The organism is Pseudomonas sp. NFPP04, from assembly GCF_900113815.1.
Taxonomy (GTDB): Bacteria; Pseudomonadota; Gammaproteobacteria; order Pseudomonadales; family Pseudomonadaceae; genus Aquipseudomonas; species Aquipseudomonas extremorientalis.
The window spans coordinates 32,411-57,890 of sequence record NZ_FOQS01000005.1 but is presented as its reverse complement, the minus strand read 5'-3'; the positions used below and the strand labels follow the sequence as shown (position 1 = coordinate 57,890).

Here is a 25,480-nt window from a genome sequence, read left to right as displayed (position 1 = left end):
CTCAGGCGGCGCCTGCGGCTAGGACGCGCCCACGCTGCAACACCACCTGGCGGTCCAGTCGTGCAGCGATGCGCGGGCTGTGGGTGACCATCAACAGGCTGGTGGGGCTGTCGCGCAAGAGGTCCAGCAACAGTTGCAGCACTTCGTCGCTGGTCGCCTCGTCCAGGTTGCCGGTGGGCTCGTCGGCCAACAACAGGCCCGGGCGTGACGCCAATGCGCGCCCCACCGCCACCCGTTGCTGCTGGCCGCCGGAGAGTTGTTCCGGGTAGCGCTTGAGCAAATCCCCAAGGCCCAGGCGCTCGACCAATTGCGCCTGCCACTGCGGGTCAAAGCGCCCCGCCAGCCGCGCCTGGAACGCCAGGTTATCCTCGACCCGCAAGCTGCCGATCAGGTTGAACTGCTGGAACACCAGACCGATTTCGGTACGTCGCCAATGGGCCAGTTGCGCTTCGCTCAGTTGGTCAAGGCGCTGCTCGCCCACCTGGATGCTGCCGCCATCCACACGGTCGAGCCCGGCCACCAGGTGCAGCAAAGTGCTCTTGCCGCTGCCCGACTCGCCCATCAGCGCCAGACTGCTGCGCCGGCCCAGGTGCAGATCGACACCGGCCAACACTGCCAAAGGCCCCTGGGGGGTGGCATAGCTTTTGGTCACACCTTGCACCTGCAACATGACAACACTCGTTTGATGGGCGGCCATCGAGAATAACGGCTACCGCCCAAGGCCACGCAAATTTTTCACATGGATTTCACCGGCTGCCCACCCGCGCCTCTTTAAATTACCCACCAAGCATCACTTGTCGGCAACTTGTTAGTTGCCCTTTTTCACAACTTTTTACATGCAAGGTGTTCAGCGAAAAGACAGCCGTCGTGTGACAGCCTCTGGTCCCACTAAGGACATTCGCTAAAACGTTGCGCCTAACTAATACAACACTGCCAACAATGCCCATGGTGAATGAAGTGGTTGACCTTACCCTGACCAAACCGCGCTCGCCCCGGGACTTTTTCAAGCGTTTGCAACGACTCTGGCTGGGACTTGCGGTGGTTGGCCTGCTGCTGGTTTGCAGCCTGTTCTGGCCGGCGTCGCCACGGGACCTGGGCATCGGCGACCGCCTGCTGACCTCGCAAGTGATGCCGCTGTGGCGCGACGGCGACCTGATCGTACTGGTGCGCCATGAAGAGCGCTGCGACCGCTCCACCAACCCGTGCCTGGGCCCGGTGGAAGGCCTCACAGTGCACGGCAGCCAACAGGCCGAAAAGCTCGGCAACGCCTTTAAATCCATGGGGATGGACACCAGCGATGTGCTTGCCAGCCCGGCTATCCGCACGGCGCAGACCCTGCGTTTCATGTTCGACAAAAACGAGCTGACCTCGGGCCAACAGGCCATCTGCGGCACGGCCATGGGCGAGGAATTGCTCAGTCAAAAGACCCCCGGACGCAACCTGGTGTTCGTCACCCACAGTGGTTGCATCGCCGACTTCGAAAAAACCCAGGGCTTCCCCCATGCCGCGTTCCCCGAATACGGCAGCGCATTGTTCGTGCAGGCATTGCCCAACGGTAAATTGAAGATCCTGGGCATCGTCAACAACCCGGATTGGCCTGCCGCGCTAAAACAGACTCACTAACTTACCCGCCGCCCTGTTCAGCAAAAAGACAGCCCTGTTCTGGCATGTTTAGTTGCGCCTTTTAAATAAGGACATCATGAATATTTTCTGCAATTGCGTGAACGCTGTGACTTTTCCAACTATTAATTCATTACTTGAAACCTACATCACTGAGCGTCAGGGAGCGACGTTTGCATGACCCGACTAAAATCCCTGACGGTATTACTGCTGGCCTTCGTTGCGTTTTACCTGCTGCCCCTGGGCCTGCACGGCCTGTGGACCCCGGACGAAACCCGCTACGCCCAGATCAGCCAGGAAATGCTCCAGAGCGGTAACTGGGTGGTGCCGCACTTCATGGGCATCCGCTACTTCGAAAAACCCGCCGGCGGCTACTGGTTGATTGCCCTGGGCCAGGCGGTGTTTGGTCAAAACCTGTTCGGCGTGCGCATCGCCTCGGCGCTGACCACCGGCTTGAGCGTGCTGCTGGCCTACCTGATCGCCCGTCGCCTGTGGAACGACCCGCGCAAAAGCTTCGCCTGTGCCCTGCTCTACCTGAGCTTCGGCCTGGTGGCCGGGCAGGCGGGGTACTCCAACCTCGATCCGCAATTCACGCTTTGGGTCAACCTGAGTCTGGTAGCCCTGTGGTTTGCGCTCGACAGCACCACACTGCGCGGCCGCCTCGGGGCCTGGGTCATCGTGGGCCTCGCCTGCGCCATGGGTTTCATGACCAAGGGTTTCCTGGCCCTGGTGTTGCCGGTGCTGATTGCCGTGCCATACATGCTCTGGCAACGCCGCCTGGGAGAGCTACTGCGTTATGGCCCGCTGGCGATGGCGGTCGCGGTATTGGTGGGCCTGCCGTGGGTGCTGGCCATCCATCTTCAGGAACCCGACTTCTGGCGCTTCTTTTTCTGGAATGAACACATTCGCCGCTTCAGCGCCGACAACGCGCAGCATGTGCGGCCCTGGTGGTTCTTCCTGCCGATTATCGCCGTGTCCAGCCTGCCGTGGGCGGGACTGCTGCCGACGACTCTGCGCAAGACCTGGCAGGAAAAGCGCCAGCCGGCGATCACGTTCCTGGCGTTGTGGCTGCTGCTGCCCCTGGGCCTGTTCAGCTTGAGCAGAGGCAAGCTGCCGACCTACATCATGCCGTGCCTGCTGCCCCTGGCATTGCTGATGGGCCATACGCTGATCGACCTGGTCAAGCAGGGTAAAGCCCGCACGATCTGCCTCAATGGCCTGTTCAACTTCATGATCGGCATGGCGGCCATGATCGGCCTGATCTACCTGCAAATCGCCCGGCCGCTGTACAGCAACAGCCACGCCGAGATGTTCAGCTTGTCCCTGGCCTTCATCGTGTTGCTGGTGTGGATTCTCGCCAACCTGCTGCAAGTGATTCGCCCGCTGACCCTGTGGGCGATGCCTGCAATGGGTATCGGCGTTCTGGTGATCCTGCTGCCGGCAAGCATGCCGTCATGGATCGCGGACAACGAAATGCCCGACCAGTTTGTGCTTGAACACCTGGAAGAACTGCAACAGACCCACGCCCTGCTCAGCAACGAACTGGGCGGTGCCAGCGCCCTGGCCTGGCGCTTGAAACGACCGGAAGTCGCGTTGTATGACACCGAGGGCGAGCTGCGCTACGGCTTGCAGTACGCAGGCTCGGTGCAGCGCAAAGTGGAACTGGACGGGGTCCAGGCCTGGCTCAAGGACGCGCGCCAGCACGGCTCGGTGGGCGTGCTGCTGCGGGTCAACAGCACCAGTGAAATGCGTGAAGCCGGGCAACTGCCGCCAGGCGGTAAACGTTACTACAAGGGTTATCTCGAGCTGATCATCTATCCGAGCCTGCCCTGATGACGACTGTGTGGAAGAGCGAACGCGGCGCCCTGCTGCTATTGCTGGGCGTCACCGCGCTGCTGCTGCTCACCGGCCTCGGCGCACGCGACCTGTGGGGCCCGGAGACCCGCTGGGCGAACATCGCCTTGCAGATGCTGCAAAGCGGTGACTACTTCGACCCCTATCTCAAGGGCACCCCCTATTACGACAAGCCCCTGCCCTCCTACTGGCTGATCACCGCCACGGCCCACCTGATGGGTGGCCTCGGGCCGTGGTCACTGCGCTTGCCCTCGGTGATCGGCGCCTGGCTGAGCGTGTGGCTGGTCTACCTGCTCGGTGAGCAACTGATGCGCAAAGGCACCGGGCTGATCGCCGGCTGGATGCTCGCCACCACCTTCTACTTTCTGTTCTGGGCGCGGGTGGCCACGGCGGATGTGCTGACGGTGTGTGGCGTGCTGGCCGCGGTATGGTGGTACTGGCGTGGACCAGAGGACACCCGGCTGGGTCGCTATACCGTGTTTTTCCTGTTGCTGGCCGTGACCTCGCTGTTCAAGGGCTTGATCGGCTTTGTGCTGCCGGGCCTGGTCCTGCTGCCGCACCTGCTCGGCGAGCAGCGCTACAAGCAGCATCTCAACCTGCGCCTGGTGCTCGCCCTGCTGATCGCCACCGCGGTGTATGCCGTGCCGTTCGTGCTGTCGCATGTCTACGGTGCGCCGACCTATGGGCAAAGCGGCCTGGCCCTGGTATTCCGCGAAAATGTGGTGCGATTCTTCGACCCCTTCGACCACATGGGGCCGATCTACACCTACCTGATCTACCTGCCCGCCTACACCCTGCCGTGGCTGCCGTGCTGGCTGCTCGGCCTGTGGCTGGCGCTGCGGCACTGGCGCCAGACCCCGCCCAACGTGCGATGGCTGGTGTGGGGCCTGGGCCTGTTGTTTGTGTTCTTCACCGCCAGTGGCAGCCGGCGCAGCTACTACGTGTTGCCACTGGTGCCCTTCGCTCAGTTGCTCGGCGCCTGGTGGCTCAGCGAACGCCTGCAAGCCAGGCCCGCCAGCCGGCCGCGCTGGTACAAAGGGTTCGCCTGCGCCGCCGTGTTGATGCTGCTGGTCATTGGCGTGGCCTATCCATGGAGCAACGGCAATGGCGGCGTCACCCGCCTGGCCGAGGATGTGCGCACCGAAGCAATCAAAAGCGCGCCTTGGGATAAGTGGCAAATGGTGCTGGTGGAAGTGGACAACAAGGTGCCGATGTACCTGCAAAACAGTGGCGAGCCGTTCTACTACGTGGCCGAGACCCAGGACTTCCCGCGCCAGGGCGACAGCGCGGCGTTCATGGCCTGGCTGCAGAAAACCAGCGGCAAGGCCTTCGACCCGCAGCGCACGATCATCGTCACGCAGTATTCCAAGGATGATCCGACGCCGTTGGCGTACCTGGGCGCGGATCACCAGGTCATCACCACCCAGCCGGACAATGGCGAGCGTTTGTTTCAAAAACGGCAGGACGGCAACGTGGCGTTCGTTCCCTTGCCTGAATAGAAGCGGTCTTATCCTTTTGGCAGGCTGGCGGCATGGATAAATGCCTCATCCAGGCTTTGGGCGTCGTAGGCGCCCATGAAGCCTTGCGCATCAGTGAAACGGTTGAAGCGCCTTTGGCTCAGCATGTAAAAGTCATCGCAATGCGCGACGATTTCATCGACGTTGTGTGATGAAACCAACACCGCGACACCCTCTGCCGCCGCCCCCTCCAGACAACGCCAGATGTGATAACGAAACTCTGGATCCACACCCGCCGTAGGTTCATCCAGTATCACCAGGTCCGCGTTGGCGCAGAGCAGGGACAACGTAAAAAACCAACGCTTTTCCCCATAGCTGCAGAGTGCGGATTTTTTGTTCCAGATCTCGCAGTAACGCTCTGCGATGCCGGGGCTCCATTTTTCGATTTTGTCGAGTGCATGTTGTTGGGTGACCCTGGTGTCGGAGCAAAACAGCATGGTCATTTTGAAGATGTCGAACATGCGAAATACAGGGGGCGTGCTGATGATCTGTGACAGGTACAGCAGCTTGGAAAAGGCGCTGTTTATTTCACCACCCTCTCTTTTCTTCAGGCCGCACAGCACATCAAAAAAAGTGGTTTTGCCGGAGCCGTTTGGGCCAAGAAGGCCTGATATGGAGCCGGCAGTGACTGTCAGAGAAGCCTTATGAAACACGATATGAGTTCCATATCTGACGTCAAGAGAGTCTACGAGAAGCCTTGCCATCAATAACGACTCCAAACAGGATTGATTAATAAATAACGACACATCACTAAAAACAAAAACACAAGTGAAATGGCAACAACCCAGAAAACCAAACCGCATTCAACCACGCCGTCCAACATAATCTTATTCGCCCACCACATCGGGTTAAAAAAACCGACAATAGCTAAGGCGGGACTGACTGGACCCATACTGATGATCCCGAGAGCCAACATCGTAAGGGACAAAATTGAAAAGAGGGTGCTCGTATTTTGAAAGCCTAATGGGACAAGCGTCAGCAACAGCGCGGGTATAGAAAAAAGAAGAAAGCAAACATAAAATCGCCCTACGATCACAAGATACTCCGCGACATCAAACTCCCCTGAAAAAATACGGGTGAGCATATAAAATACGGAGCAATACAATATTGAAACAACTGAATATGCAGAAAACTGCCCAATCAAAAAAACAACCTTCGTACGATCCGTGTAAACAAAAGACCGAAGAAAACCACTTTCCCTTCGACCAACTATGTAAAAGGCAAGCCCGAACAGTGCAACATTCGAGGAAACAAAGGCGTAAAACCATGAAGTCTTCGACAGGTAATCCACGGCCTCACTACTCAGTGGCGCACGCGCGTAGGTAAGCAAATAATAGGTAACCACTGGAGATACCACTGTCCAAAATAATGCAACAGGTTCTCTGAGTTGTTCCTTTATGAACAATACTGCTAGCAAGACCGGCCTTGACACGAAATAAAAACCCATCATTCACCTCACGGAAACGGGACTATAACTTCTAGCCTAGAGCTTTCAACCGGGTACAGTGCGCCACCGCTCGGGTATCCCTTTTGCAAGAACCCAGATCCCTTGATAGTAATGGGCGCATCAATTTCTCTACATCTGAAAACTCTAAGGAGAAAGGTGAGAAATGCTCAAGATCTCAGGGGAATTGCTCTTTCTAAAAATGCAAAAGTATCATTTTGATTTAATCCATTTTCCGCCAACACCTCATCCAGCTCGACTTTCGTCATCAGCTTCGACAGTTTTAGTTGCCGAAGGGCTCTTATCAACGACTGTGAATGAATTTTCGAAACCCCGACGTCGGAAATTAAAAGACTCTCCGCCTCAAAGTTCAGGATTTCATAGTTAGGTATGGTTATATTCATTAGCCTCATGCGCGCATTAAATTAGGTTGCTCACCGTCAAGCAACAACACCAAATCTAGTCCAGCAGGAGAATATCGCAACAACGATAAAACCTTCACGTAGGAAATATAACTATCAACTTTAGGAAAGTTCACTCACACAATTCAGAAGATCAACAATTGCCAAAAACGTCAAAGCTATCACCCATCACACTTCAAAAAATCAAACCCTGTGAATTTAATAACTTACAAATTATCGGACTAATAGAATCAACTAATACCCACGCAGGTGTCTTTTGCAAAACAGAACTCAGTCCTACAGACGCGAACAAAAAAACCGACAAACGGCACTGGTTAGTTCTTAATGTTTGTCGTCCGCGCTACGCTGATACCGGCTTCGCTCATCTGTGTAATGACTACATCGCCGAGGATGTGTGAACAGAGACGGCCAAACTCGCGTAGTGCTTTCAGCACACCCGCAGGTGGTGTGTATGGTGCAGAGTACCTCCTTGAGTTTTTCTGCCTCGCGAATGAATGCGATGTGCCCTTGGGGCTCTTCGCAGTGGGCATCGCTCGCTGCGCCATACGCCCGCAATCAAATATCCGGATTGATCCGGCTTTTGCGCTGCGCACTCGCCAAGTTCCGGCTGTTGAGGTCGCTGTTCCGTCTGCCCGCTTGCAGGACGACGGCGCGGTTGGTCACCCGTTGCAGGTCGGACAAGCGCTGAGAAATGCAAAGGATGACTACGCAGCGGGCGCGTTGGCCGTGTGTTTGTATGAGCGTATAGGTAGCCTTGGAATGAGTGGCGCAAGCGGCAATAGCCAGAAAACGAGTCGAACAAATAGTCATGCGCCGCAGGGAAGTACAATCATCTTAATCACCTGCAAGATAGTTGGGCTCATCAAAACCAACAGCTCCATATAATCCAAACACATGGATACTCGTTTTTTTATACCTGTCAACATACACAGTTTACACACGCCTGAAACTTGAAATAATTGGAGCACACCCCCGCAAAGGAAGCGCTCATCATGTCTCAGGCACACTTGAAAGACCTCATTCATCACAACGAGCCCGGCAAAAGCAAAGCAACGGGTACATTCACCGTAAGTCTGGATGGTGCTCAATTCCCACTGCCACAAGAAAAACGCTTGGATTTCGAGAAACATCTCGGCGACGAGCTTTTCGAAACCAGATGGATTGGCAGGAGAGTAGGTGAGCAGTCTGACGCCGACTATCAAGCCGTTGTATTGACCATTTCAGATTCGGTCCCCGATGGACCTCATCAAGTTACATACTTTGGAGACGTAACTGTGACTTACGCTCTTGTTAAAAACAGTCTCATCTTCACTTATTATGCAAGGGCAGGAGAACTCACCCTCACCTCTGATCGCACATCTGGGCAGGAGCATATTTATGGCACTTTCACCAATTGCCGAATGGTTCAGGATGAGGCGCCGCAAAATGAGTTCCGGATGTCGGGCACTTATGACCTGAAGGATGTTCGCATCATCCCTTGAAAAAAGGGGGCGGTGCCAATTGCAGCCGCCCCCCCTCACTTCAAATCCGCCGCCGCCGCCCCAACTGCGGAATAGCCGCCTGAGGCACCTCCACCCGCTGCACCTGCGTCAACACACACCCAGCCAGTTGCGCCACCGTCGGATGACTGAACAACGCCCGCGCATCCACCTCCACCCCCGCCTTGCGCATCCGCGCCACCAGGTTCACCGCCAACAACGAATGCCCCCCCAACTCAAAGAAATGATCGTGTCGCCCCACCCGCTCCAACTTCAGCACCTCAGCCCAGATCCCGGCCATCAAGCTCTCCACGGCTCCGACCGGCGCGGCATAGGCTCGGCTCACCACCGCCCCCAACCCCGGCTCCGGCAAGGCCTTGCGGTCGAGTTTGCCCGCTGGGTTGAGCGGTAATTCGTCGAGCTGCACAAACGCCGCCGGCACCATGTATTCCGGCAATTGCTCCAGCACATGGGCGCGCAACGCATCCGGGCTCGGCGCCTCGGCACGCACGGTGAAGTACGCCACCAGGCGTTCATCGCGAATCAACACCGCCACTTCACGCAACGCCGGATGCACCAGCAGCCGTGACTCGATCTCCCCCAGTTCCAGGCGCACACCGCGCAGTTTGACCTGGAAGTCGTTACGCCCGAGGAACTCCAGATTGCCGTCAGGCAGGTAGCGCACCAGGTCGCCAGTGCGATACAGGCGATCACCGACCACGAACGGGCTGTCGATAAAACGCTCGGCGGTCATTTGCTGCAGCCCCAGGTAACCCCGCGCCACGCCGACCCCACCGATGTGCAACTGACCGCTCACGCCCATGGGCGCCGGCGCATCGTGCTCATCCAGCACATACAGGCGTGTGTTGTTGATCGCCCGCCCGATCGGCAACTGCAATGCCGGCACCGGCGCGCCGGGTTCCAGGGTCCAGGCGCTGCTGTCCACCGTGGCTTCGGTGGGGCCGTAGACATTATGCAGGCGCACCTTGGGCAAGCGCGCCTGCACGCCACGAGCCAGGGCTTCGGTGAGTTCGCCACCGCCGCACAGCACATCAGTGAGGCTGGTACACAGCGCGGACTCTTCCAGCTCAAGGAACTGCTGCAACATCGCCGGCACGAACTTGATCACCGTGATCTTCTGCTCGCGAATCACCTGCGCCAGATAGGCCGGTTCGCGATGACCATCGGGCCGTGCCAACACCAGGCGCATGCCGTTGGAGAGCGGCCAGAACAGCTCCCACACCGAACCGTCGAAGCTGAACGGCGCCCGCTGCAACAGCGCGCCGCCCTCGGCATTGGGGCACAGCTGCGAGCCCCAGTGCATCAGGTTGCCGAGGCCACGGTGTTCGATCATCACGCCCTTGGGCGTACCGGTGGAGCCCGAGGTGTACATCACGTAGGCCAGGTTGGCCACGCTCAGCCCTGGCACCAGCGGGTTGCCGACAGGTGCCTGGCTCCACGCGCAGTGGTCGAAGTCGATCACCGGGATCGACACGTCACCCGGCACGTCACGGGTGGCGGCGTGTACCAGCAGCGCCACCGGTTGGCTGTCGTGGAGCATGTAGGCCAGGCGCTCGCGCGGATAACCCGGGTCCAGCGGCACATAGGCGCCACCGGCCTTGAGGATGGCCAACAGGCCCACCACCAGTTCCAATCCACGCTCGACGCACAGCGCCACGCGGGCGTCCGGTTGCACACCGCGCTCACGCAGGTGGAAGGCCAGTTGGTTGGCGCGTTCGTTGAGTTCGCGGTAGGTCAGTTGCAACTCGCCGGCCTGCACGGCGATGGCATGGGGGATATGCCGCGCATGGGCTTCGAACAGCGCCTGCACCGTGAGGGTGTCAGGGTAGTCGGTGTCGGTCGCGTTGAAGTCCACCAGCAGGGTTTTCAGCTCGCCGGCGGACAGTACCTGAACGTCGCGCAAAGGTGTCTGTGGCGCCTGGTCCAGCGTGTCCGCCAAGTTGATCAGTGTGGTTTCGAGGTAGTCGAGCAGCCGACCGGCGCCAATTTGCTGCGGCGCCTTGGCCTTGATCCGGAAACCGTTGACCGTGTCGTCCACGGTCAGCATCAGCGGGTAGCTGAGGATGTCCTCACTGCTGAGCAAGGCAATGCCCGGCACCAGGGTCAGGTCACGCTCGGCGTCGGTGTGGCGGTAGTTGAGCAGGCTGTTGAACAATGGCGACACACCGCTGCAACGCTGGGCCAGCGCCAGGGAGGCTTGTTCATGGGCAAGCAAGGCACTGAGGCGTGCGTGGGTATGCGTGAGGGCTTCGGTCACCGTGCGCCCGGCCAGGCGCACCCGCAGCGGCAGGGTGTTGATGAACATGCCCAGGGCGCGATCGGCACCCTCGCCCGCCTGCAAACGGCCGAGCAGCACGGTGCCGAAGACCACGTCATCGCGGCCGGCGATACGGCTGAGCACCTGGGCCCAGGCCAGGTGGAACAGACTGGCGGTGCTCACTCCCATACCACGCGCCTGGGCACGCAAACGTTGATTGAGGCTGTCACTCAAGCCACGCTCGGCTTCTTCGGTGTGCGCCCGATCCGCCTGGCGCTCCTGGAGACCGAAGGCCAGGGTCGGCTCGTCGACATCGCCCAACTGCTCGCGAAAGAACGCCTCGTGCGCCGCTTGACGTGCCGGCGAACGAGCTTGCACCACCACATTGCGATACGGCACCGACGCCGGTAGTTGCGCCTGTTGGCCGAGCAAGTGAGCGCGGATTTCCTGCATCAGGAGGGTGGTCGAGGTGGCGTCATTGACCAGGTGATGGAAACGCAGCCGCGCAACCCAACGCGAGTGCTGCGGCTCTTCGGCATAGTCCAGGGCCATCAGCGGCGCCTGGCGCAAATCCAGCGGCGCAGGATCCTCGCGCAACGGTTCAACGCGCAATTGCGCCTGGCACCACACCACTTGCATCGGTTGCTCCAGGGCCTCCCACACCAGACTGGTGCGCAGGATATCGTGGCGGTTGATCACTTGTTGCAGGGCCTGGGCAAACGCGTCCAACTGCTCGCGCTGCGCAAAGCTGAACAGCGCCTGCTGCTGATACGGATCGCGCTCATCGGTGATGTGGTGGTAGAGCAAACCTTCCTGCAGCGGCGCCAGCGGGTAGATGTCCTGCACGTTGGCCACGCCGCCGGGAATGCTCGCGACGATCAGATCAAAGCTGGCAGGGTCGAGTTCGGCCAGGTCGGGGGCGTCCACGTCGCTGAGCTCACTTGCCGCCGCCAGGGCCGCCAGGGTCGGCTGGCCGAACAGCACCTGCACATCGGCATGCAACCCGACCTGGCGCATGCGTTGCACCAATTGCACGGCCAGCAACGAATGCCCGCCCAGTTCGAAGAAGTGGTCGTGGCGCCCAACCTGCTGCACCTGCAACAGCTCGGCCCAGATCTGCGCCAGTACGCTTTCCACGCCGAGGTGCGGCGCCTCATACAAGCGGGTGACGAACGCCTCTTGGGTCGGTGCGGGCAACGCCTTGCGATCAAGCTTGCCGTTGGCGGTCAGGGGCAACGCGTCCAACTGCATGTAGGCGGCTGGCAGCATGTAGTCGGGCAGCGATGCTTGCAGGTGGGCGCGCAAGGCTTCTATCGGCACAGCTTCACGGGGGACGAACCAGGCCAGCAACTGCCCTTCGCGGGCTTGCACCACGGCGTCCTGAATATGCGGATGCGTGGCCAGGGCCGTTTCGATTTCGCCCAACTCAATGCGCACGCCACGGATTTTCACCTGGTCGTCATTGCGCCCCAGGTACTCAAGGTTGCCGTCCGGCAGCCAGCGTACCAGGTCGCCGGTGCGGTACATGCGCCCCTGAGTAAAGGGGTCGTCGAGGAATCGCTCGGCACTGAGCTCGGGACGCTTGAGGTAACCCCGCGCGATGCCCTGGCCGCCCACGTACAGCTCCCCTGCCACCCCGATGGGCAGCGGCCGTTGCTGCGCGTCCAGCACATACACCCTGGCATTGGCGACAGGCGCGCCGATATGCAATGGCCGGCCGACGGCCATGGGGCCGGAGGTGGCGACCACCGTGGCTTCGGTAGGGCCGTAGTTGTTGATCACGGCGAAGGACTGCGCCTGGGAGAAAGAACGCAGTCGGTCGCCGCCGATCAGCAGAGTGCGCAGGGTCGGGTGGTGCAGGCCCTGGCTGAAGGCGTATTCGGCCACGGGCGTCGGCAGGAAGCAGACGTCCAGCGGCTGTGCCCGCCACCAACCGAGCAGCGCGTCGATGTCTTCGGCGCCATCATGGGCGGGCGGCAGGTGCAGCGTGGCGCCCACGCACAACGCCGGCCAGACCTCCCAGGCCATCGCATCAAAACCGAAACCGGCGACGCTGGCGGTGTGGCTGCCGGCATGCAGGTCGAAGGCCCGGCAGTGCCAGTCCACCAGGTTCGAGACGCTGTGGTGCTCGACCATCACGCCCTTGGGCAAACCGGTGGAGCCTGAGGTGTAGATCACGTAGGCCAGGTGAGAGGGGCTGACCGCGACGCGGGGGTTGGTGCCCAGGTGGAAGGTCGGGCGGTCGAGCTGGATCACCGGCACAGTCAACGGAGGCAAACGATGCAGCAAATCGTGCTGGGTCAGCACCACCACCGGGTCGCTGTCTTGCAGCAGGTAATTCAGGCGCTCGGCGGGATGGGCCGGGTCCACTGGCACGTAGCAGGCGCCGGACTTGAGGATCGCCAGCAAACCCACCAGCGTATCCAGACCACGCCGCGCCAGGATCACCACCCGGTCGTCAGGCTGCACGCCGCGCTCCAGCAGTTGATGGGCCAGCGCGTTGGCCTGCTGGTTGAGTTGGGCGTAGCTCAGGTGCCGCCCCTGGTACACCGCCGCCACGGCGTCCGGTGCGCGCGCGGCCTGGGCTTCGATGCGCGCGTGCAGGGTGTGTGGCTGGGTGACAGGCTGGGCGGTGGCGTTACATTGCTGCAACCGCGCCTGCTCGGCGGGTGTCACCAGGGAAAAATCGCTGATCGTCAGCGCGGTGTCTTCCAGCCCCTGTTCCAGCAGCCAGGTCAGGCGCTGCGCCAGGGCCGCCACTTCATCGTGCTGGAAGTACGCCTCGTTGTAGACGCAATGCAGGCAAGCGGTGTCCTGGTAGCGATTGCTGCGCAGGTGGAGGGCCAGGGGCAGCGGCTCGTGGTGGTTGGACACTTTGACCGCACGGGCCACTGTTGTGCCGTAGCGCAGTTCATGGTCGTCCTGCTCGAAGGACACCGACAGGTCGAACAACTGGCCGCGGTCGCTGCGACGCAGGCCCAACTCACGGTTCATCTCGCTGAGGGGGAAACGCTGGTGGCGGAAGTCCTGCTTGAGCTGGTCGCGCACCCCACGCACCACCGCGCTGAACGGCGACTGCTCATCAAACTGCAAGCGCACGGCGCTGACCTGGGTGAACAACCCGACGGTGGAGCGGAACCGTGCATTGGAACGGTTGAGAATCGGCACTCCCACCACCCATTCCTCGCGTTGGGCGGTGCGGGTGAAATACACATACAGGGCCGCCAGCAGTACATGAAACGCCGACGCCTGGTAACGGTTGGCCACCTGTTCCATTCGGTTGAGCAGTGCCACCGGAAACGCCTGCGCCAAGGTATTGCTCGCGGCCTTGGCCGTGTGCCGTGGGGTCAGCAGCGGCTCCGGAATCAAGCGGTATTTGTCCAGCCAATAGGCGCGGTCGCGGGCATAACGGGCTGACGCGTGGTAGTGCTGGTCTGCGTCGATAAAATCGATGTAGGAAGGCGCCGGCGAGTCCGGTTGTAGGCCTTGCGCCAGGGCCGTGTACAGCTGCGCGAGGGATTGCAGCATCTGGCCGAAGCCCCAGCCATCGAGGATCAGGTGATGCGCCTGGGTGCCGAGGCGGTAATGATCGTCGTCGAGCTTGACCAGGAAAAAGCGGAACAACGGCGCACCCTGCATCGCATAAGGCAGGGCCATTTGCGCCTGCATCAGGGCGTGGCTCGCGGCCTGCGGGTCGCAAGCCTTGGAAACGTCATGCAGCGCCAGGTCCACAGCCAGGGTGGCAGCGAAGGTCTGGCGAGGCAGGCCGTCGGCGTCGCTGTGCAGTTGCGTGCGCAACGCGTCGTGCCTGGCCACCAGGCATTCAACGGCGCGCTGCATCAGGCCGGGGTCAATGGCGCCGGCAAAGTCCACATAACCACCGATGTTGTACAGCGGCGAGTCGCCTGCGCGCAGTTGGTCGAGCCAGATGTCCTGCTGGGCGGCGGTAAGGGGGAAGCTGGGTGAATGCTTCATAAGATCCTTCTCATGGAGGTCAGGCACTGGCCGCGCAGGGGTGCCCATTACGACGAATGGGCCGGATTGGAGCATGGGGGCCAGGGGCTGTCTGTCACCCTAAACCCGGACATCCGAATGGATAGACCGGGCTTGGCTGATGGTTCATTGCTGAAACGATTAAAGAGTTGTAGGACATTGGCTATATCTGGCCGATGCTTTTTTGTGCGAACGCTTTCTAAAGATAATATTTTACTTATCTATCAAAGAGTTACTTAAACCTAAAAATCTCCATTGGCTATTCGTAGTGGGAATTACCTCTCAGAAACGTCGAATTAATGACGTGGTTTTTATGGCAGGTTATGTCCCTCGTTTCCGCTACATACGTAGGACAAATCCACTGGCTAAATACACGTTCGAATACCGACTCTGGTGTGTGAGCAACGGATCGCCCCGCAGAGGCCCAGAGGGTCTGTACACGGTTTTCGATATCAAGGATGAGAAGGCTATGAGTTTGACCAGCAGTATTGCCAACACCCAAAGCCCCCATTTCTACGCCGAAATGGGCGAGTTGATTGCCAGCAGTGGCCACCCGGGCTTTGCCGCCCACATGCTGCACCTGGTGGACAAGTGGGTGCCGATCCACCTGGTGGATCTGAGCGAATGGACCCTCGACGAGCTACGCGACCGTGTGCTCGATATCAAGCTGCTGGGCAGCGCCGGCCAGACGCAGGACCTGCCGCCCCTGGCCCTGAACTCCATGGACGACCATCCGCTGTTGCGCGAAATGCTCGGCATGCAGGACCCGCTGCTGATCCAGTTGAAAGCCAAGGCCAACAGCGCAGACCCGCGTGACACCTCACACCAGTGCAATCTGGTGTCGCGCCAGGGCAACCGGCGCTGTGTGATTTCGTTTTATCGCCCGCCGACCCAGCGCGGGTTTTCCCTGGCCGAGTTGTCGTTTCTCAAGTGCCTGTCGGACACCCTGCTGCCGTTGATCGAGTGCCACGCCCAGAGCCTGCGCCAGGCACCGCACACCGAGGTCGAACCGGCCCACACGTTGCTGGAGCAATCGCAATTGCAACGTGAGTTCTACAAGCGCCTGTCCCTGGGCGACATCACCTTGTCGGCGCGCGAGCAAGAGGTGTGCCTCGGCTTGCTGACCGGCGGCACCGTGCCGCAGATCGCGGAGAAACTCAGCGTGAAGAACAGCTCCATCGAAACCTACCTCAAGCGCGCCGCCGCCAAGTTGGGCGTGAGTGGAAGGCACGGTCTGGCCAAGTGGATGGTGGGCGCCTGATGCATAAATTGAGTACCTTTGCGATGGCCTGGATGCTTGGCGGCTGCTCGCTGATCCCGGACTACCAACGGCCTGCGGCGCCCGTGCCTGCGCAGTATCCCCAGGCTGGCGTGTATGCGCTGGCGCAGTCCGGCACATCGGACTGGCAGCAGCTGTTCCACGACCCGGCGCTGCAAGGGTTGATTGGCGATGCGCTGGTCAATAACCGCGACTTGCGCGTGGCTGCGTTGAACGTCGAGGCGTTCCAGGCGCAGTACCGTATCCAGCGTGCCGATCTGTTCCCGGCGGTGTCCGCTACCGGCGCCGGCCAGCGTCGGCGTGTGCCCGGGGACGTGACCGGCACCGGCAAGGCCGCCATCACCTCCAGCTATTCCGCGACCCTGGGCATCAGCGCCTATGAGCTGGACCTGTTCGGCCGCATCCGCAGCCTCAGCGAACAGGCCATGCTCTCCTACCTGGGCACCGAAGAGGCGCGGCGCAGTGCTCAATTGAGTCTGGTCGCCAACGTCGCCAATGCCTACCTGACCTGGCGTGCCGACCAGGAATTGCTGGCCCTGGCGCGGCAAACCCTGGTGGCCAACGAGCATAGCCTGCGCCTCACCAGCCGCAGCAAAACCGCCGGCAAAGCCTCGGCGCTGGACGTGGTGCAAGCCACCACCAGCGTCGAAAGCACCCGCGCCAGCGTGGCCCGTTATGAGCGCCAGGTCGCCCAGGACCTCAACAACCTCGCCCTGCTGGTGGGCGGCCCGGTGGACGAACAATTGCCGTCGCGTCCACTCGCCGCCGACCTGGTGGCCCGCGTGCCGGCCGGCCTGCCCTCGGACTTGCTGCAACGCCGCCCGGATATCCTCCAGGCCGAATACCAGTTGCGCGCCGCCAACGCCAATATCGGCGCGGCACGTGCAGCGTTTTTCCCGTCGGTGAGCCTGACTGCCAACGCCGGCAGCGCCAGCACCGAACTGTCGGGGCTGTTCAAGGGCGGCTCGGGCAGCTGGACGTTCCAGCCGCAGATCAACCTGCCGATCTTCAACGCCGGCAGCCTGCGCGCCAGCCTCGACTACGCCAAACTGCAAAAAGACATCGGCGTGGCGCAGTACGAAAAATCGATCCAGACCGCCTTCCAGGAAGTCGCCGATGGCCTGGCGGCGCGGCAGACCTATACCGACCAGTTGGAGGCGCAACGGGATTTCGTCGCGGCCAATCAGCAGTATTACAACCTGGCCGAGCATCGCTACCGCAGTGGCGTCGACAGCAACCTCACCTTCCTGGATGCGCAACGTACGTTGTTCAGCTCGCAACAGGCGTTGATCGTCGACCGCCTGGCACAACTGGTGGCGGAAGTGAAGTTGTATACAGCGCTGGGCGGCGCGTGGGACGTCAGCGCAAGCCCGACTGCCGCAGCCGATACTCCCCCGGCGTCACCCGCGCATACCGAAGGAAAAACCGGCTGAAATACGCCGGGTCCTTGAAGCCCAGCTGGTAGCAGATCTCGTTGGCGGAACTGCCGGTGAACAGCAACAGGCGCTTGGCTTCCTGCATCACACGTTCCAGGATCAGGCGCTTGGACGGCAGATCGGCCAGGCGCCGGCACACCTCATTGAGGCGCGCCTCGGTCACGCCAATCCCCTCGGCGTAACGCGCCAGCGGCCAGTGCTCCAGATAGTGGGCCTCGATCAGTTCATTGAAGCGATGGAAGATGCGCAGGTCTTCGTGCCGGGTCGGGCGCGCGGGCAGTGAGTGGGCGCACAGGCGCAGCAGGCGAATCATGATCAGGCGCGTGAGGCTGTCCAATGCGGCGGCGCGCCCTGCCCGCTCGGCGTTGATCTCATCGTTGAGTTCTTCGAACAGCTGATCCAGGCCTTGGTCACCTGCGTTCAGCGCCACGCAGGCTGCGCCGGAGGCCAGGCTGGGATCAGCGTCGATCAATCCCCACACCAACTGCTGGCGCACGGTCAGCACATGCCCATCGGCATCCGCCTCGGTGACGAAGGCGTGGGGCACCGTGGGCGGCGTGAGGAAGAACATCGGCCCGGACTCCACGAACTGGCGGTCATCCAGGTACACCCGTACCGCGCCGCTTTTCACATAATGCACCTGGAAAAACCGGTCATGCCGATGCACGGGCATGTTGCGCCCGAAAAAACCCGCCAGGTTGCCGAGCTTGTCGTAATGCACCTCGGCATCGCTGTAACGCTGGTCGTAGACCTGCCCGATGTTGATGTTGGGGATCGGCTGCACGGTGCCCTCTTCTTGTTGTTTTGATGCTGCCTGATTTTGCCACGCTTGACGGTAGTTAACATATTAATTATAACGTTAACACATTAACGAACTGCCTATGCAGCAGTCGCCACCGCCAGGAGAAACGCATGAGCCGTACCCTGCATGATGTTGCCAGCGGCACCCTGTTCGGCGTTGCGCTGAACTACCAGGGCCTGCTGGACCAGCATCTCGCCGCCTTCCAGCAGGCGCCCTACCAGAAGCCGCCGAGCAAGCCGGTGTTGTTTATCAAAACCCCGAATACGCGCAACGAGCAGGGTGGCGTGGTGCTGCACCCCCAGGGTGAACGCCTGCAACCCGGCCCCGCTCTAGGCGTGGTGATCGGCCAGCTCGCCAGTCGTGTCAGCCTGGAAAATGCCATGGCCCATGTGGCCGGCTATGTGGTGGTGAATGAATTCAGCCTGCCGGAAGACAGCTACTACCGCCCCGCCGTGAAAGCCAAGTGCCGCGATGGTTTTTGTGTCCTCGGACCGCAGTTGATCCCTCGGGACCAAGTCGCCAACCCCGGTCAACTGAGCCTCAAGCTGTGGGTCAACGGCGAACTGCGCCAGGAAAACACCACGGCGAATTGGGTGCGCGATATTGCGCAACTGCTCGCCGAAATCAGCGAATTCATGACCCTGCACCCCGGCGATGTGCTGATCACCGGCACCCCCGAAGGCCGCGTGGATGTGCTGCCGGGCGACAGGGTAGAAGTCGAGATCGACGGCGTGGGCCGTCTGCTCAATCACATTCAAGCGGAGACTCAAGCATGAAACACGCCCGTATCCGCTTTGAAGGTGACGTGCACGCCGTACAGGTGCAAGCCGACAACGCCGTGCGCCTGAGCGATGGTCGCCTGCTCGCCGAAGACCAGGTGCAATGGCTGCCACCGGCCACCGGCAGCATGTTCGCCCTGGGCTTGAACTACGCCGACCACGCGGCTGAACTGGCCTTCACCCCACCCACCGAACCCCTGGCCTTCATCAAGTCCGTCGGCACCTACACCGGCCACCGCCAGGTCACTTGGCGCCCGGACGACGTCGCCTACATGCACTACGAGTGCGAACTGGTGGCGGTGATCGGCAAGACCGCGCGCAACGTCAAGCGCGCCGACGCCCTGGACTACCTGGCCGGCTACACGGTGTGCAACGACTATGCGATCCGCGACTACCTGGAAAACTACTACCGCCCCAACCTGCGCGTGAAAAACCGCGATGCCACCACCCCGGTCGGCCCATGGATCGTCGATGTGGCCGATGTGCCCGACCCGGGCAACCTGACCCTGCGCACCTGGATCAACGGTGAACTGCGCCAGGAAGGCAGCACCCGCGACATGATTTTCGACATCCCGTACCTCATCGAATACCTGTCCAGTTTCATGACCCTGCAACCCGGCGACATGATCGCCACCGGCACGCCCGAAGGCCTGGCCGACGTGGTGCCCGGCGATGAAGTGGTGGTGGAAGTCGAAGGCGTGGGCCGCCTGGTCAACCGGATTGTCAGCGAGGCGGAGTTTTTCTCCGCCCGGAAAGAGGCGTGAGCAGCATGATCAAACACTGGATCAACGGCCGTGAGGTCGAAAGCAAAGACACCTTCATCAACTACAACCCGGCCACCGGCGAGGCGATTGGCGAAGTCGCCAGCGGCGGTGCCGAGGAAGTGGCCCAGGCCGTAGCGGCCGCCAAAGCGGCATTCCCGAAGTGGGCCAACACCCCGGCCAGGGAACGCGCACGCCTGATGCGCAAGCTCGGCGAACTGATCGAACAGAACGTGCCGCACCTGGCCGAACTGGAAACCCTCGACACCGGCCTGCCGATCCACCAGACCAGGAACGTGTTGATCCCCCGCGCCTCGCACAACTTCGATTTCTTCGCCGAAGTCTGCACGCGCATGGATGGCCACAGCTACCCGGTGGACGATCAGATGCTCAACTACACCCTGTACCAGCCGGTGGGCGTGTGCGGGTTGGTGTCGCCGTGGAACGTGCCGTTCATGACCGCCACCTGGAAGACCGCGCCGTGCCTGGCGTTGGGTAATACGGCGGTGTTGAAGATGTCGGAGCTGTCGCCGCTGACCGCCAATGAACTGGGGCGCCTGGCGGTGGAAGCCGGGATTCCCAACGGCGTGCTCAACGTGATCCAGGGCTACGGCGCCACCGCCGGTGACGCGCTGGTGCGGCACCCGGATGTGCGTGCCATTTCGTTCACCGGTGGCACCGCTACCGGCAAGAAGATCATGCAGACCGCCGGCCTGAAAAAATACTCCATGGAACTGGGCGGCAAGTCGCCGGTGCTGATCTTCGAGGATGCCGAGCTTGAGCGCGCCCTTGATGCGGCGCTGTTCACCATCTTCTCCCTGAATGGCGAACGTTGCACCGCCGGCAGCCGCATCTTTATCCAGGAAAGCGTCTACCCGCAGTTTGTCGCCGAATTCGCCGCCCGCGCCAAACGCTTGATCGTCGGTGACCCGCAGGATCCGAAGACCCAGGTCGGCTCGATGATCACCCAGGCCCACTACGACAAGGTCACCGGCTATATCAGGATCGGTATCGAGGAAGGCGCCACCCTGCTCGCCGGCGGCCTGGAACGCCCGGCCAACCTGCCGGCGCACCTGAGCAAAGGCCAGTTCATCCAGCCGACCGTGTTTGCCGATGTGAACAACCGGATGCGCATTGCCCAGGAAGAAATCTTCGGCCCGGTGGCGTGCCTGATCCCCTTCAAGGACGAAGCCGAGGCCCTGCAACTGGCCAACGACACCGAGTACGGCCTGGCCTCCTACATCTGGACCCAGGACATCGGCAAGGCCCATCGCCTGGCGCGCGGGATCGAAGCCGGCATGGTATTTATCAACAGCCAGAACGTGCGCGACCTGCGCCAGCCATTTGGCGGGGTGAAAGGTTCCGGCACCGGGCGTGAAGGCGGCCAGTACAGCTTCGAAGTGTTTGCCGAGATCAAGAACGTGTGCATTTCCATGGGCAGCCATCACATTCCGCGTTGGGGTGTTTAACCCCCGCCAAGGCGCTCCAACAACAATAATGAACCTGGAGAATCATCATGGGCGAAGTGGTCCTGGCAGCGAAGATCTGCCACGTGCCGTCGATGTACCTGTCGGAACTGCCCGGCAAGCATCACGGCTGTCGCGAAGCGGCGATTGCCGGTCACAAGGAGATCGGCCGGCGCGCCCGCGAATTGGGCGCCGACACGGCGGTGGTGTTCGACGTGCACTGGCTGGTCAACAGCGGTTACCACGTCAATTGCGGCGAGCGGTTCCAGGGCACCTACACCAGCAACGAGCTGCCGCACTTCATCAAGAACATGGAATACGCCTACCCCGGCTGCCCCGAGCTGGGCGCGTTGATCGCCGCCGAGGCCAACCTGGCCGGCGTGCGCAGCATGGCCCATGACATCCCGAGCCTGGAGCTGGAATACGGCACGCTGGTGCCCATGCGCTACATGCACATGGACGTGCCGGAGGATGAGAAATTCAAGGTCATTTCCATCGCCGCCTGGTGCGCCTGGCACCGCCTCGAAGACAGCTTCGCATTCGGTGCCGCCGTACGCCGGGCAATTGAAAAGAGTGACCGCAAGGTGCTGGTGCTGGCCTCAGGCTCCTTGTCGCACCGTTTCTCGGACGACCGCCAGGCGGAGGCGAATATCCACACCTGGACCCGCGAGTTCGACAAGCAAGTGGACCTGCACGTAGTGGAGATGTGGAAGCAGGGCCGCTTCAAGGAGTTCTGCGCGATGCTGCCGGACTACGCCGAGCACTGCTTCGGCGAAGGCAAGATGCACGACACCGCGATGCTCCTGGGGCTGCTCGGTGGGCCGGATTACGCCAGGCCCGCCGAGATCATCACGCCGCCGTTCGGCAGTTCGGGCACCGGCCAGGTCAATGCGATTTTCCCCCTGTAGAACCGGGAGCACCCCATGCCGCACTTTATCGCCGAGTACACCGACAACCTCGAACCACAGGCCGACCTGCCCGGTCTGTTTGAAAAAATCCACCGCGTGCTGGGCGACAGTGGCGTGTTCCCCCTCGGGGGTATTCGCAGCCGTGGCGTACGCCTGGACACCTGGCGCATGGCCGATGGCAAGCACGACTACGCCTTTGTGCACATGACCCTCAAGGTCGGCCATGGCCGCGACCTGGCCACGCGCCAGGCAGTGGCCGAAACGGTGTTCGCGGTGATCACCGCGCACTTTGCCGAGTTGCAGGCGCAACGTTTGCTGGCGCTGTCATTCGAGATGGTCGAGCTGCACCCGCAACTCAATTTCAAGCAGAACAATGTGCATGCGTTCCTGAACAACCCGGCGGGGTAAAACCCGCTGCTCTCCTCACGGCCTCTCAGACAAAAAGTACAACATCATGAGCACAGCCCACTCCACCGCCAGCCGCGTGCTGGCCGAGCACGACCGTACCCATCGTTCAGTGACGTGGCGCCTGCTGCCGCTGTTGCTGGTGTGTTACCTGTTCGCCCACTTGGACCGCATCAATATCGGCTTCGCCAAGATGCAGATGAGCAGCGACCTGCAGTTCAGCGACACGGTCTACGGCTTCGGCGCCGGGCTGTTTTTCATCGCCTATGCGCTGTTCGGCGTGCCGAGCAACATGGCCCTGGACCGCGTCGGCCCCAGGCGCTGGATCGCCAGCCTGATGGTGGTGTGGGGCCTGTTGTCCACCGGCATGCTGTGGGTGGAGAGCGCCCGTGGTTTCTATGTGCTGCGCTTTTTGCTGGGGGTGGCCGAGGCCGGTTTTTTCCCGGGCATCCTGGTGTTTCTCAACCGCTGGTACCCGGCTCGCCGCCGCGGCCAGGTCACCGCGTTGTTCGCCATCGCGGTGCCCATGGCCGGGGTGTTGGGCGGGCCGTTGTCCGGGGCGATCCTCGAACACTTCCACGATGTCGGCGGGATGCGTGGCTGGCAGTGGATGTTCCTGATCGAAGGCCTGCCCGTGGTGCTGCTGGGGCTGGTGGTGCTCAAGTGGCTGCCGGACGGCTTCGACGCGGTGCACTGGCTGACCGCCGAGCAAAAACACCAGTTGCGCGACCAACTGCGCAGCGAGGAACAGCGCAAGACCATCACCTCGTTCGGCGCCATCCTGCGCGACCCGCAGGTATGGCTACTGGTAGCGGTGTACTTCGCCGTGATGCTGGCAGTGAACACCCTGGCGTTCTGGATGCCCACCCTGATCCACGGCGCCGGCATCGGCCGCGACAGCCAGGTCGGCCTGCTCAGCGCCGTGCCCTACCTGGCCGGGTGCTTCTTCATGATTGGCTGCGGGCGTTCCTCCGACCGCCATCGCGAACGCCGCTGGCACCTGTGCGTGCCACTGCTGATGGCGGCGGTCGGGATCGCCGTGGCCGGCCTGGCGCCGGGCAATCCGCTGTTGGTGATGGGCGGGCTGGTGGTTGCCGGCATGGGCGCCAGTGCCGCCCTGCCGATGTTCTGGCAACTGCCACCGGCGTATCTATCCACCACCACCCAGGCCGCCGGCATTGCCATGATCAGCTCCTTCGGCAGCGTCGCCGCGTTCCTCGCGCCGTACCTGATCGGCTGGATGCGCGACGCCACCCAGAGCGCCAGCCTGGCGCTGTACGTACTTGCCTTGTTCATCGCCCTCGGCGGCCTGCTGGTGCTGCGCACCCACGCCGCCATCGTCAACCCAGACTAGAGACCGTTGCCATGCTCGACTCCCAGCAGATCCTTGATGCCGCCCTCCGCCTGGACCGCGCCGAACGCAGCCGCGAACAAGTGCGCCAGTTTTCCCTCGACTATCCGAATATCACGATCGAAGATGCCTACACCATCCAGCGCGCCTGGGTCGCACTGAAGATCAAGGGCGGGCGCACTCTCAAAGGCCACAAGATCGGTCTCACCTCACGGGCCATGCAGGTCTCGTCGAACATCACCGAGCCCGACTACGGCGCCCTGCTCGATGACATGTTTTTCGACGAAGGCAGCGACATTCCCTTCGAACGCTTCATCGTGCCGCGAGTGGAAGTGGAGCTGGCGTTTATCCTCGGCAAACCGCTCAAGGGGCCCAACTGCACGGTGTTCGATGTGCTCGACGCCACCGAGTGGGTGATCCCCGCGTTGGAGATCATCGACGCGCGCATCCAGCAGGTAGACCCGCAGACCAACGCGACGCGCAAGGTCTTCGACACCATCTCCGACAACGCCGCCAACGCCGGCGTGGTGCTGGGTGGCCGTGCCGTGCGGCCGACCGAGATCGACCTGCGCAAGGTGCCGGCGGTGCTGTACCGCAATGGCGTGATCGAAGAGTCCGGCGTGTCGGCGGCGGTGCTCAACCACCCGGCCAAAGGCGTGGCCTGGCTGGCGAACAAACTGGCGCCGTATGACGTGACCCTGCTGCCGGGGCAAGTGATCCTCGGCGGCTCCTTCACCCGACCGGTCGCGGCCCGCCCTGGCGATACGTTCCATGTCGACTACGACCTGCTTGGGTCGATTGCCTGCCGCTTCATCTGAACCCTGGAGGATTGCCATGGACCTGCCCATCAACCGCTTCAAACAACGCTTGCACAGTGGCGAGGTGCAAATTGGCCTGTGGCTCGGCCTGGCCGACGCCTATTGCGCAGAGCTGGCCGCCAATGCCGGTTTCGACTGGCTGCTGATCGACGGCGAACACGCGCCCAATCACCTGCACGGCATGCTCGGCCAGTTGCAGGCCATCGCGTCCTACCCCAGCCAGGCACTGATCCGCCCGGTCATCGGCGACAGCGCATTGATCAAGCAACTGCTGGATATCGGCGCCCAGACGCTGCTGGTGCCCATGGTGGAAAGCGCCGCCCAGGCTCGTGACCTGGTACGTGCCATGCGGTACCCGCCCCAGGGCATGCGCGGTGTCGGCAGTGCCCTGGCGCGGGCGTCGCGCTGGAACAGCATCCCCGGCTACCTGGATCAGGCGGACGAACAGATGTGTCTGCTGGTGCAGATCGAAAACCGCGAAGGCCTGGCGAACCTGGATGAAATTGCCGCCGTCGAGGGCGTGGACGGTGTGTTTATCGGCCCGGCGGATTTGAGTGCGTCGCTGGGGCACCGGGGCAATCCCGGGCATGCGGATGTGCAGGCGGCGATCGAGGATGCGATCACACGCATCGTGCAGTCGGGCAAGGCGGCGGGGATACTCAGCGCAGATGAAAACCTGGCGCGGCGCTACATTGAGCTGGGCGCGACCTTTGTCGCGGTGGGCGTGGATACCACTGTATTGATGCGTGGGTTGCAGGCGCTGGCGGGGAAATTCAAAGGCACGCCCACGGCCGGCCACAGTAGTGGCGTCTACTGAGATCTTATGTGGGAGGGAGCTGGCCCCGATAGCAGTGGTTCAGCCAAACATC

At 61.5% G+C, this 25,480-nt stretch carries 19 protein-coding genes; 14 read left to right on the top strand and 5 right to left on the bottom strand.

Going from position 1 to position 25,480, the window contains the following annotated elements:
• Position 1: 1 nt before the first annotated feature.
• Positions 2-670: an ABC transporter ATP-binding protein gene (locus BM017_RS12375; RefSeq protein WP_092244575.1), complete on the bottom strand. Its 669-nt coding sequence runs from the start codon at positions 668-670 to the stop codon at positions 2-4.
• Positions 671-945: 275 nt separating this feature from the next.
• On the opposite strand from BM017_RS12375, the gene BM017_RS12370 reads away from it, so the two are divergent.
• From BM017_RS12370 to BM017_RS12360, 3 genes are all read left to right on the top strand, one after another.
• Positions 946-1,623: a lipopolysaccharide core heptose(II)-phosphate phosphatase PmrG gene (locus BM017_RS12370; protein ID WP_071492128.1), complete on the top strand. Its 678-nt coding sequence runs from the start codon at positions 946-948 to the stop codon at positions 1,621-1,623.
• 174 nt (positions 1,624-1,797) lie between these two features.
• Positions 1,798-3,453: a lipid IV(A) 4-amino-4-deoxy-L-arabinosyltransferase gene (gene arnT, locus BM017_RS12365; protein WP_092244572.1), complete on the top strand. Its 1,656-nt coding sequence runs from the start codon at positions 1,798-1,800 to the stop codon at positions 3,451-3,453.
• Positions 3,453-4,973, top strand: coding sequence for an ArnT family glycosyltransferase (locus BM017_RS12360; protein WP_092244569.1), 1,521 nt, complete (start codon positions 3,453-3,455; stop codon positions 4,971-4,973). Before arnT ends, BM017_RS12360 begins: the two co-directional genes overlap by 1 nt.
• A gap of 8 nt (positions 4,974-4,981) precedes the next feature.
• Here the strand turns inward: BM017_RS12360 and BM017_RS12355 are convergent, their stop codons facing one another.
• Together BM017_RS12355 and BM017_RS12350 are read right to left on the bottom strand one after the other, a co-directional pair.
• Positions 4,982-5,695, bottom strand: a complete 714-nt coding sequence (locus BM017_RS12355; protein ID WP_078049345.1) for an AAA family ATPase — start codon at positions 5,693-5,695, stop codon at positions 4,982-4,984.
• Complete coding sequence (locus tag BM017_RS12350; RefSeq protein WP_092244566.1) at positions 5,695-6,438, bottom strand: ABC transporter permease; 744 nt, start codon at positions 6,436-6,438, stop codon at positions 5,695-5,697. The genes BM017_RS12355 and BM017_RS12350 overlap by 1 nt, the downstream gene beginning before the upstream one ends.
• 1,411 nt (positions 6,439-7,849) lie before the next feature.
• Between BM017_RS12350 and BM017_RS12335 the strand changes: the two genes are divergently transcribed.
• Positions 7,850-8,338 carry a hypothetical protein gene (locus tag BM017_RS12335; protein WP_092244560.1) on the top strand — a complete coding sequence of 163 codons (489 nt, stop codon included), beginning with the start codon at positions 7,850-7,852 and terminating at the stop codon, positions 8,336-8,338.
• A 40-nt stretch (positions 8,339-8,378) separates the two neighbouring features.
• Here BM017_RS12335 and BM017_RS12330 read toward each other — a convergent pair whose 3' ends face one another.
• The gene (locus BM017_RS12330) at positions 8,379-14,588 is read right to left on the bottom strand and encodes a non-ribosomal peptide synthetase (protein WP_092244556.1); all 6,210 of its coding nucleotides are present in this window, start codon (positions 14,586-14,588) and stop codon (positions 8,379-8,381) included.
• A 487-nt stretch (positions 14,589-15,075) separates the two neighbouring features.
• On the opposite strand from BM017_RS12330, the gene BM017_RS12325 reads away from it, so the two are divergent.
• Together BM017_RS12325 and BM017_RS12320 are read left to right on the top strand one after the other, a co-directional pair.
• On the top strand, positions 15,076-15,867 hold the full coding sequence (locus tag BM017_RS12325; RefSeq protein WP_092244553.1) for a helix-turn-helix transcriptional regulator: 792 nt from the start codon (positions 15,076-15,078) through the stop codon (positions 15,865-15,867).
• Positions 15,867-17,318: an efflux transporter outer membrane subunit gene (locus tag BM017_RS12320; protein WP_092244550.1), complete on the top strand. Its 1,452-nt coding sequence runs from the start codon at positions 15,867-15,869 to the stop codon at positions 17,316-17,318. Before BM017_RS12325 ends, BM017_RS12320 begins: the two co-directional genes overlap by 1 nt.
• On the opposite strand, the gene hpaA is transcribed toward BM017_RS12320, so the two are convergent.
• Positions 17,245-18,105, bottom strand: coding sequence for a 4-hydroxyphenylacetate catabolism regulatory protein HpaA (hpaA, locus tag BM017_RS12315; RefSeq protein ID WP_092244547.1), 861 nt, complete (start codon positions 18,103-18,105; stop codon positions 17,245-17,247). The two genes, BM017_RS12320 and hpaA, sit on opposite strands and share 74 nt — an antisense overlap.
• A 128-nt stretch (positions 18,106-18,233) precedes the next feature.
• Here hpaA and BM017_RS12310 point away from each other — a divergent pair, with 128 nt between their 5' ends.
• From BM017_RS12310 to hpaI, 8 genes are read left to right on the top strand one after another with little or no spacing between them, the layout of a single operon-like run.
• Positions 18,234-18,899, top strand: a complete 666-nt coding sequence (locus tag BM017_RS12310; RefSeq protein ID WP_092244544.1) for a fumarylacetoacetate hydrolase family protein — start codon at positions 18,234-18,236, stop codon at positions 18,897-18,899.
• The gene (locus tag BM017_RS12305) at positions 18,896-19,666 is read left to right on the top strand and encodes a fumarylacetoacetate hydrolase family protein (protein ID WP_092244541.1); all 771 of its coding nucleotides are present in this window, start codon (positions 18,896-18,898) and stop codon (positions 19,664-19,666) included. Before BM017_RS12310 ends, BM017_RS12305 begins: the two co-directional genes overlap by 4 nt.
• Positions 19,667-19,671: 5 nt before the next feature.
• Positions 19,672-21,132: a 5-carboxymethyl-2-hydroxymuconate semialdehyde dehydrogenase gene (gene hpaE / locus BM017_RS12300; protein WP_092245503.1), complete on the top strand. Its 1,461-nt coding sequence runs from the start codon at positions 19,672-19,674 to the stop codon at positions 21,130-21,132.
• Positions 21,133-21,179: 47 nt separating this feature from the next.
• Positions 21,180-22,037 (top strand): 3,4-dihydroxyphenylacetate 2,3-dioxygenase, encoded by an 858-nt coding sequence (gene hpaD, locus BM017_RS12295; RefSeq protein WP_092244538.1) that lies wholly within the window; start codon positions 21,180-21,182, stop codon positions 22,035-22,037.
• A 15-nt stretch (positions 22,038-22,052) separates the two neighbouring features.
• Positions 22,053-22,445 carry a tautomerase family protein gene (locus tag BM017_RS12290; protein ID WP_092244535.1) on the top strand — a complete coding sequence of 131 codons (393 nt, stop codon included), beginning with the start codon at positions 22,053-22,055 and terminating at the stop codon, positions 22,443-22,445.
• Between the two features lie 46 nt (positions 22,446-22,491).
• Positions 22,492-23,796, top strand: a complete 1,305-nt coding sequence (locus tag BM017_RS12285) for an MFS transporter (protein ID WP_092244531.1) — start codon at positions 22,492-22,494, stop codon at positions 23,794-23,796.
• An 11-nt stretch (positions 23,797-23,807) separates the two neighbouring features.
• Entirely contained in the window at positions 23,808-24,611 is an 804-nt protein-coding gene (hpaH, locus tag BM017_RS12280) for a 2-oxo-hept-4-ene-1,7-dioate hydratase (RefSeq protein WP_092244528.1), read from the top strand.
• Positions 24,612-24,627: 16 nt separating this feature from the next.
• Positions 24,628-25,428, top strand: a complete 801-nt coding sequence (gene hpaI / locus BM017_RS12275) for a 4-hydroxy-2-oxoheptanedioate aldolase (RefSeq protein ID WP_092244525.1) — start codon at positions 24,628-24,630, stop codon at positions 25,426-25,428.
• The last annotated feature ends 52 nt before the right edge of the window (positions 25,429-25,480 follow it).

Excerpts from the sequence above, each read along its gene's own strand:
- arnT (WP_092244572.1), top strand. The coding sequence starts at position 1,798 with ATGACCCGACTAAAATCCCTGACGGTATTACTGCTGGCCTTCGTTGCG.
- BM017_RS12305 (WP_092244541.1), top strand. The coding sequence starts at position 18,896 with ATGAAACACGCCCGTATCCGCTTTGAAGGTGACGTGCACGCCGTACAG.
- hpaE (WP_092245503.1), top strand. The coding sequence starts at position 19,672 with ATGATCAAACACTGGATCAACGGCCGTGAGGTCGAAAGCAAAGACACC.
- BM017_RS12285 (WP_092244531.1), top strand. The coding sequence starts at position 22,492 with ATGAGCACAGCCCACTCCACCGCCAGCCGCGTGCTGGCCGAGCACGAC.
- hpaD (WP_092244538.1), top strand. The coding sequence starts at position 21,180 with ATGGGCGAAGTGGTCCTGGCAGCGAAGATCTGCCACGTGCCGTCGATG.
- BM017_RS12290 (WP_092244535.1), top strand. The coding sequence starts at position 22,053 with ATGCCGCACTTTATCGCCGAGTACACCGACAACCTCGAACCACAGGCC.
- BM017_RS12335 (WP_092244560.1), top strand. The coding sequence starts at position 7,850 with ATGTCTCAGGCACACTTGAAAGACCTCATTCATCACAACGAGCCCGGC.
- BM017_RS12310 (WP_092244544.1), top strand. The coding sequence starts at position 18,234 with ATGAGCCGTACCCTGCATGATGTTGCCAGCGGCACCCTGTTCGGCGTT.
- hpaI (WP_092244525.1), top strand. The coding sequence starts at position 24,628 with ATGGACCTGCCCATCAACCGCTTCAAACAACGCTTGCACAGTGGCGAG.
- BM017_RS12375 (WP_092244575.1), bottom strand. The coding sequence starts at position 670 with ATGTTGCAGGTGCAAGGTGTGACCAAAAGCTATGCCACCCCCCAGGGG.
- BM017_RS12355 (WP_078049345.1), bottom strand. The coding sequence starts at position 5,695 with ATGGCAAGGCTTCTCGTAGACTCTCTTGACGTCAGATATGGAACTCAT.
- BM017_RS12325 (WP_092244553.1), top strand. The coding sequence starts at position 15,076 with ATGAGTTTGACCAGCAGTATTGCCAACACCCAAAGCCCCCATTTCTAC.
- BM017_RS12370 (WP_071492128.1), top strand. The coding sequence starts at position 946 with ATGGTGAATGAAGTGGTTGACCTTACCCTGACCAAACCGCGCTCGCCC.
- BM017_RS12360 (WP_092244569.1), top strand. The coding sequence starts at position 3,453 with ATGACGACTGTGTGGAAGAGCGAACGCGGCGCCCTGCTGCTATTGCTG.
- BM017_RS12320 (WP_092244550.1), top strand. The coding sequence starts at position 15,867 with ATGCATAAATTGAGTACCTTTGCGATGGCCTGGATGCTTGGCGGCTGC.
- hpaH (WP_092244528.1), top strand. The coding sequence starts at position 23,808 with ATGCTCGACTCCCAGCAGATCCTTGATGCCGCCCTCCGCCTGGACCGC.
- BM017_RS12330 (WP_092244556.1), bottom strand. The coding sequence starts at position 14,588 with ATGAAGCATTCACCCAGCTTCCCCCTTACCGCCGCCCAGCAGGACATC.
- BM017_RS12350 (WP_092244566.1), bottom strand. The coding sequence starts at position 6,438 with ATGGGTTTTTATTTCGTGTCAAGGCCGGTCTTGCTAGCAGTATTGTTC.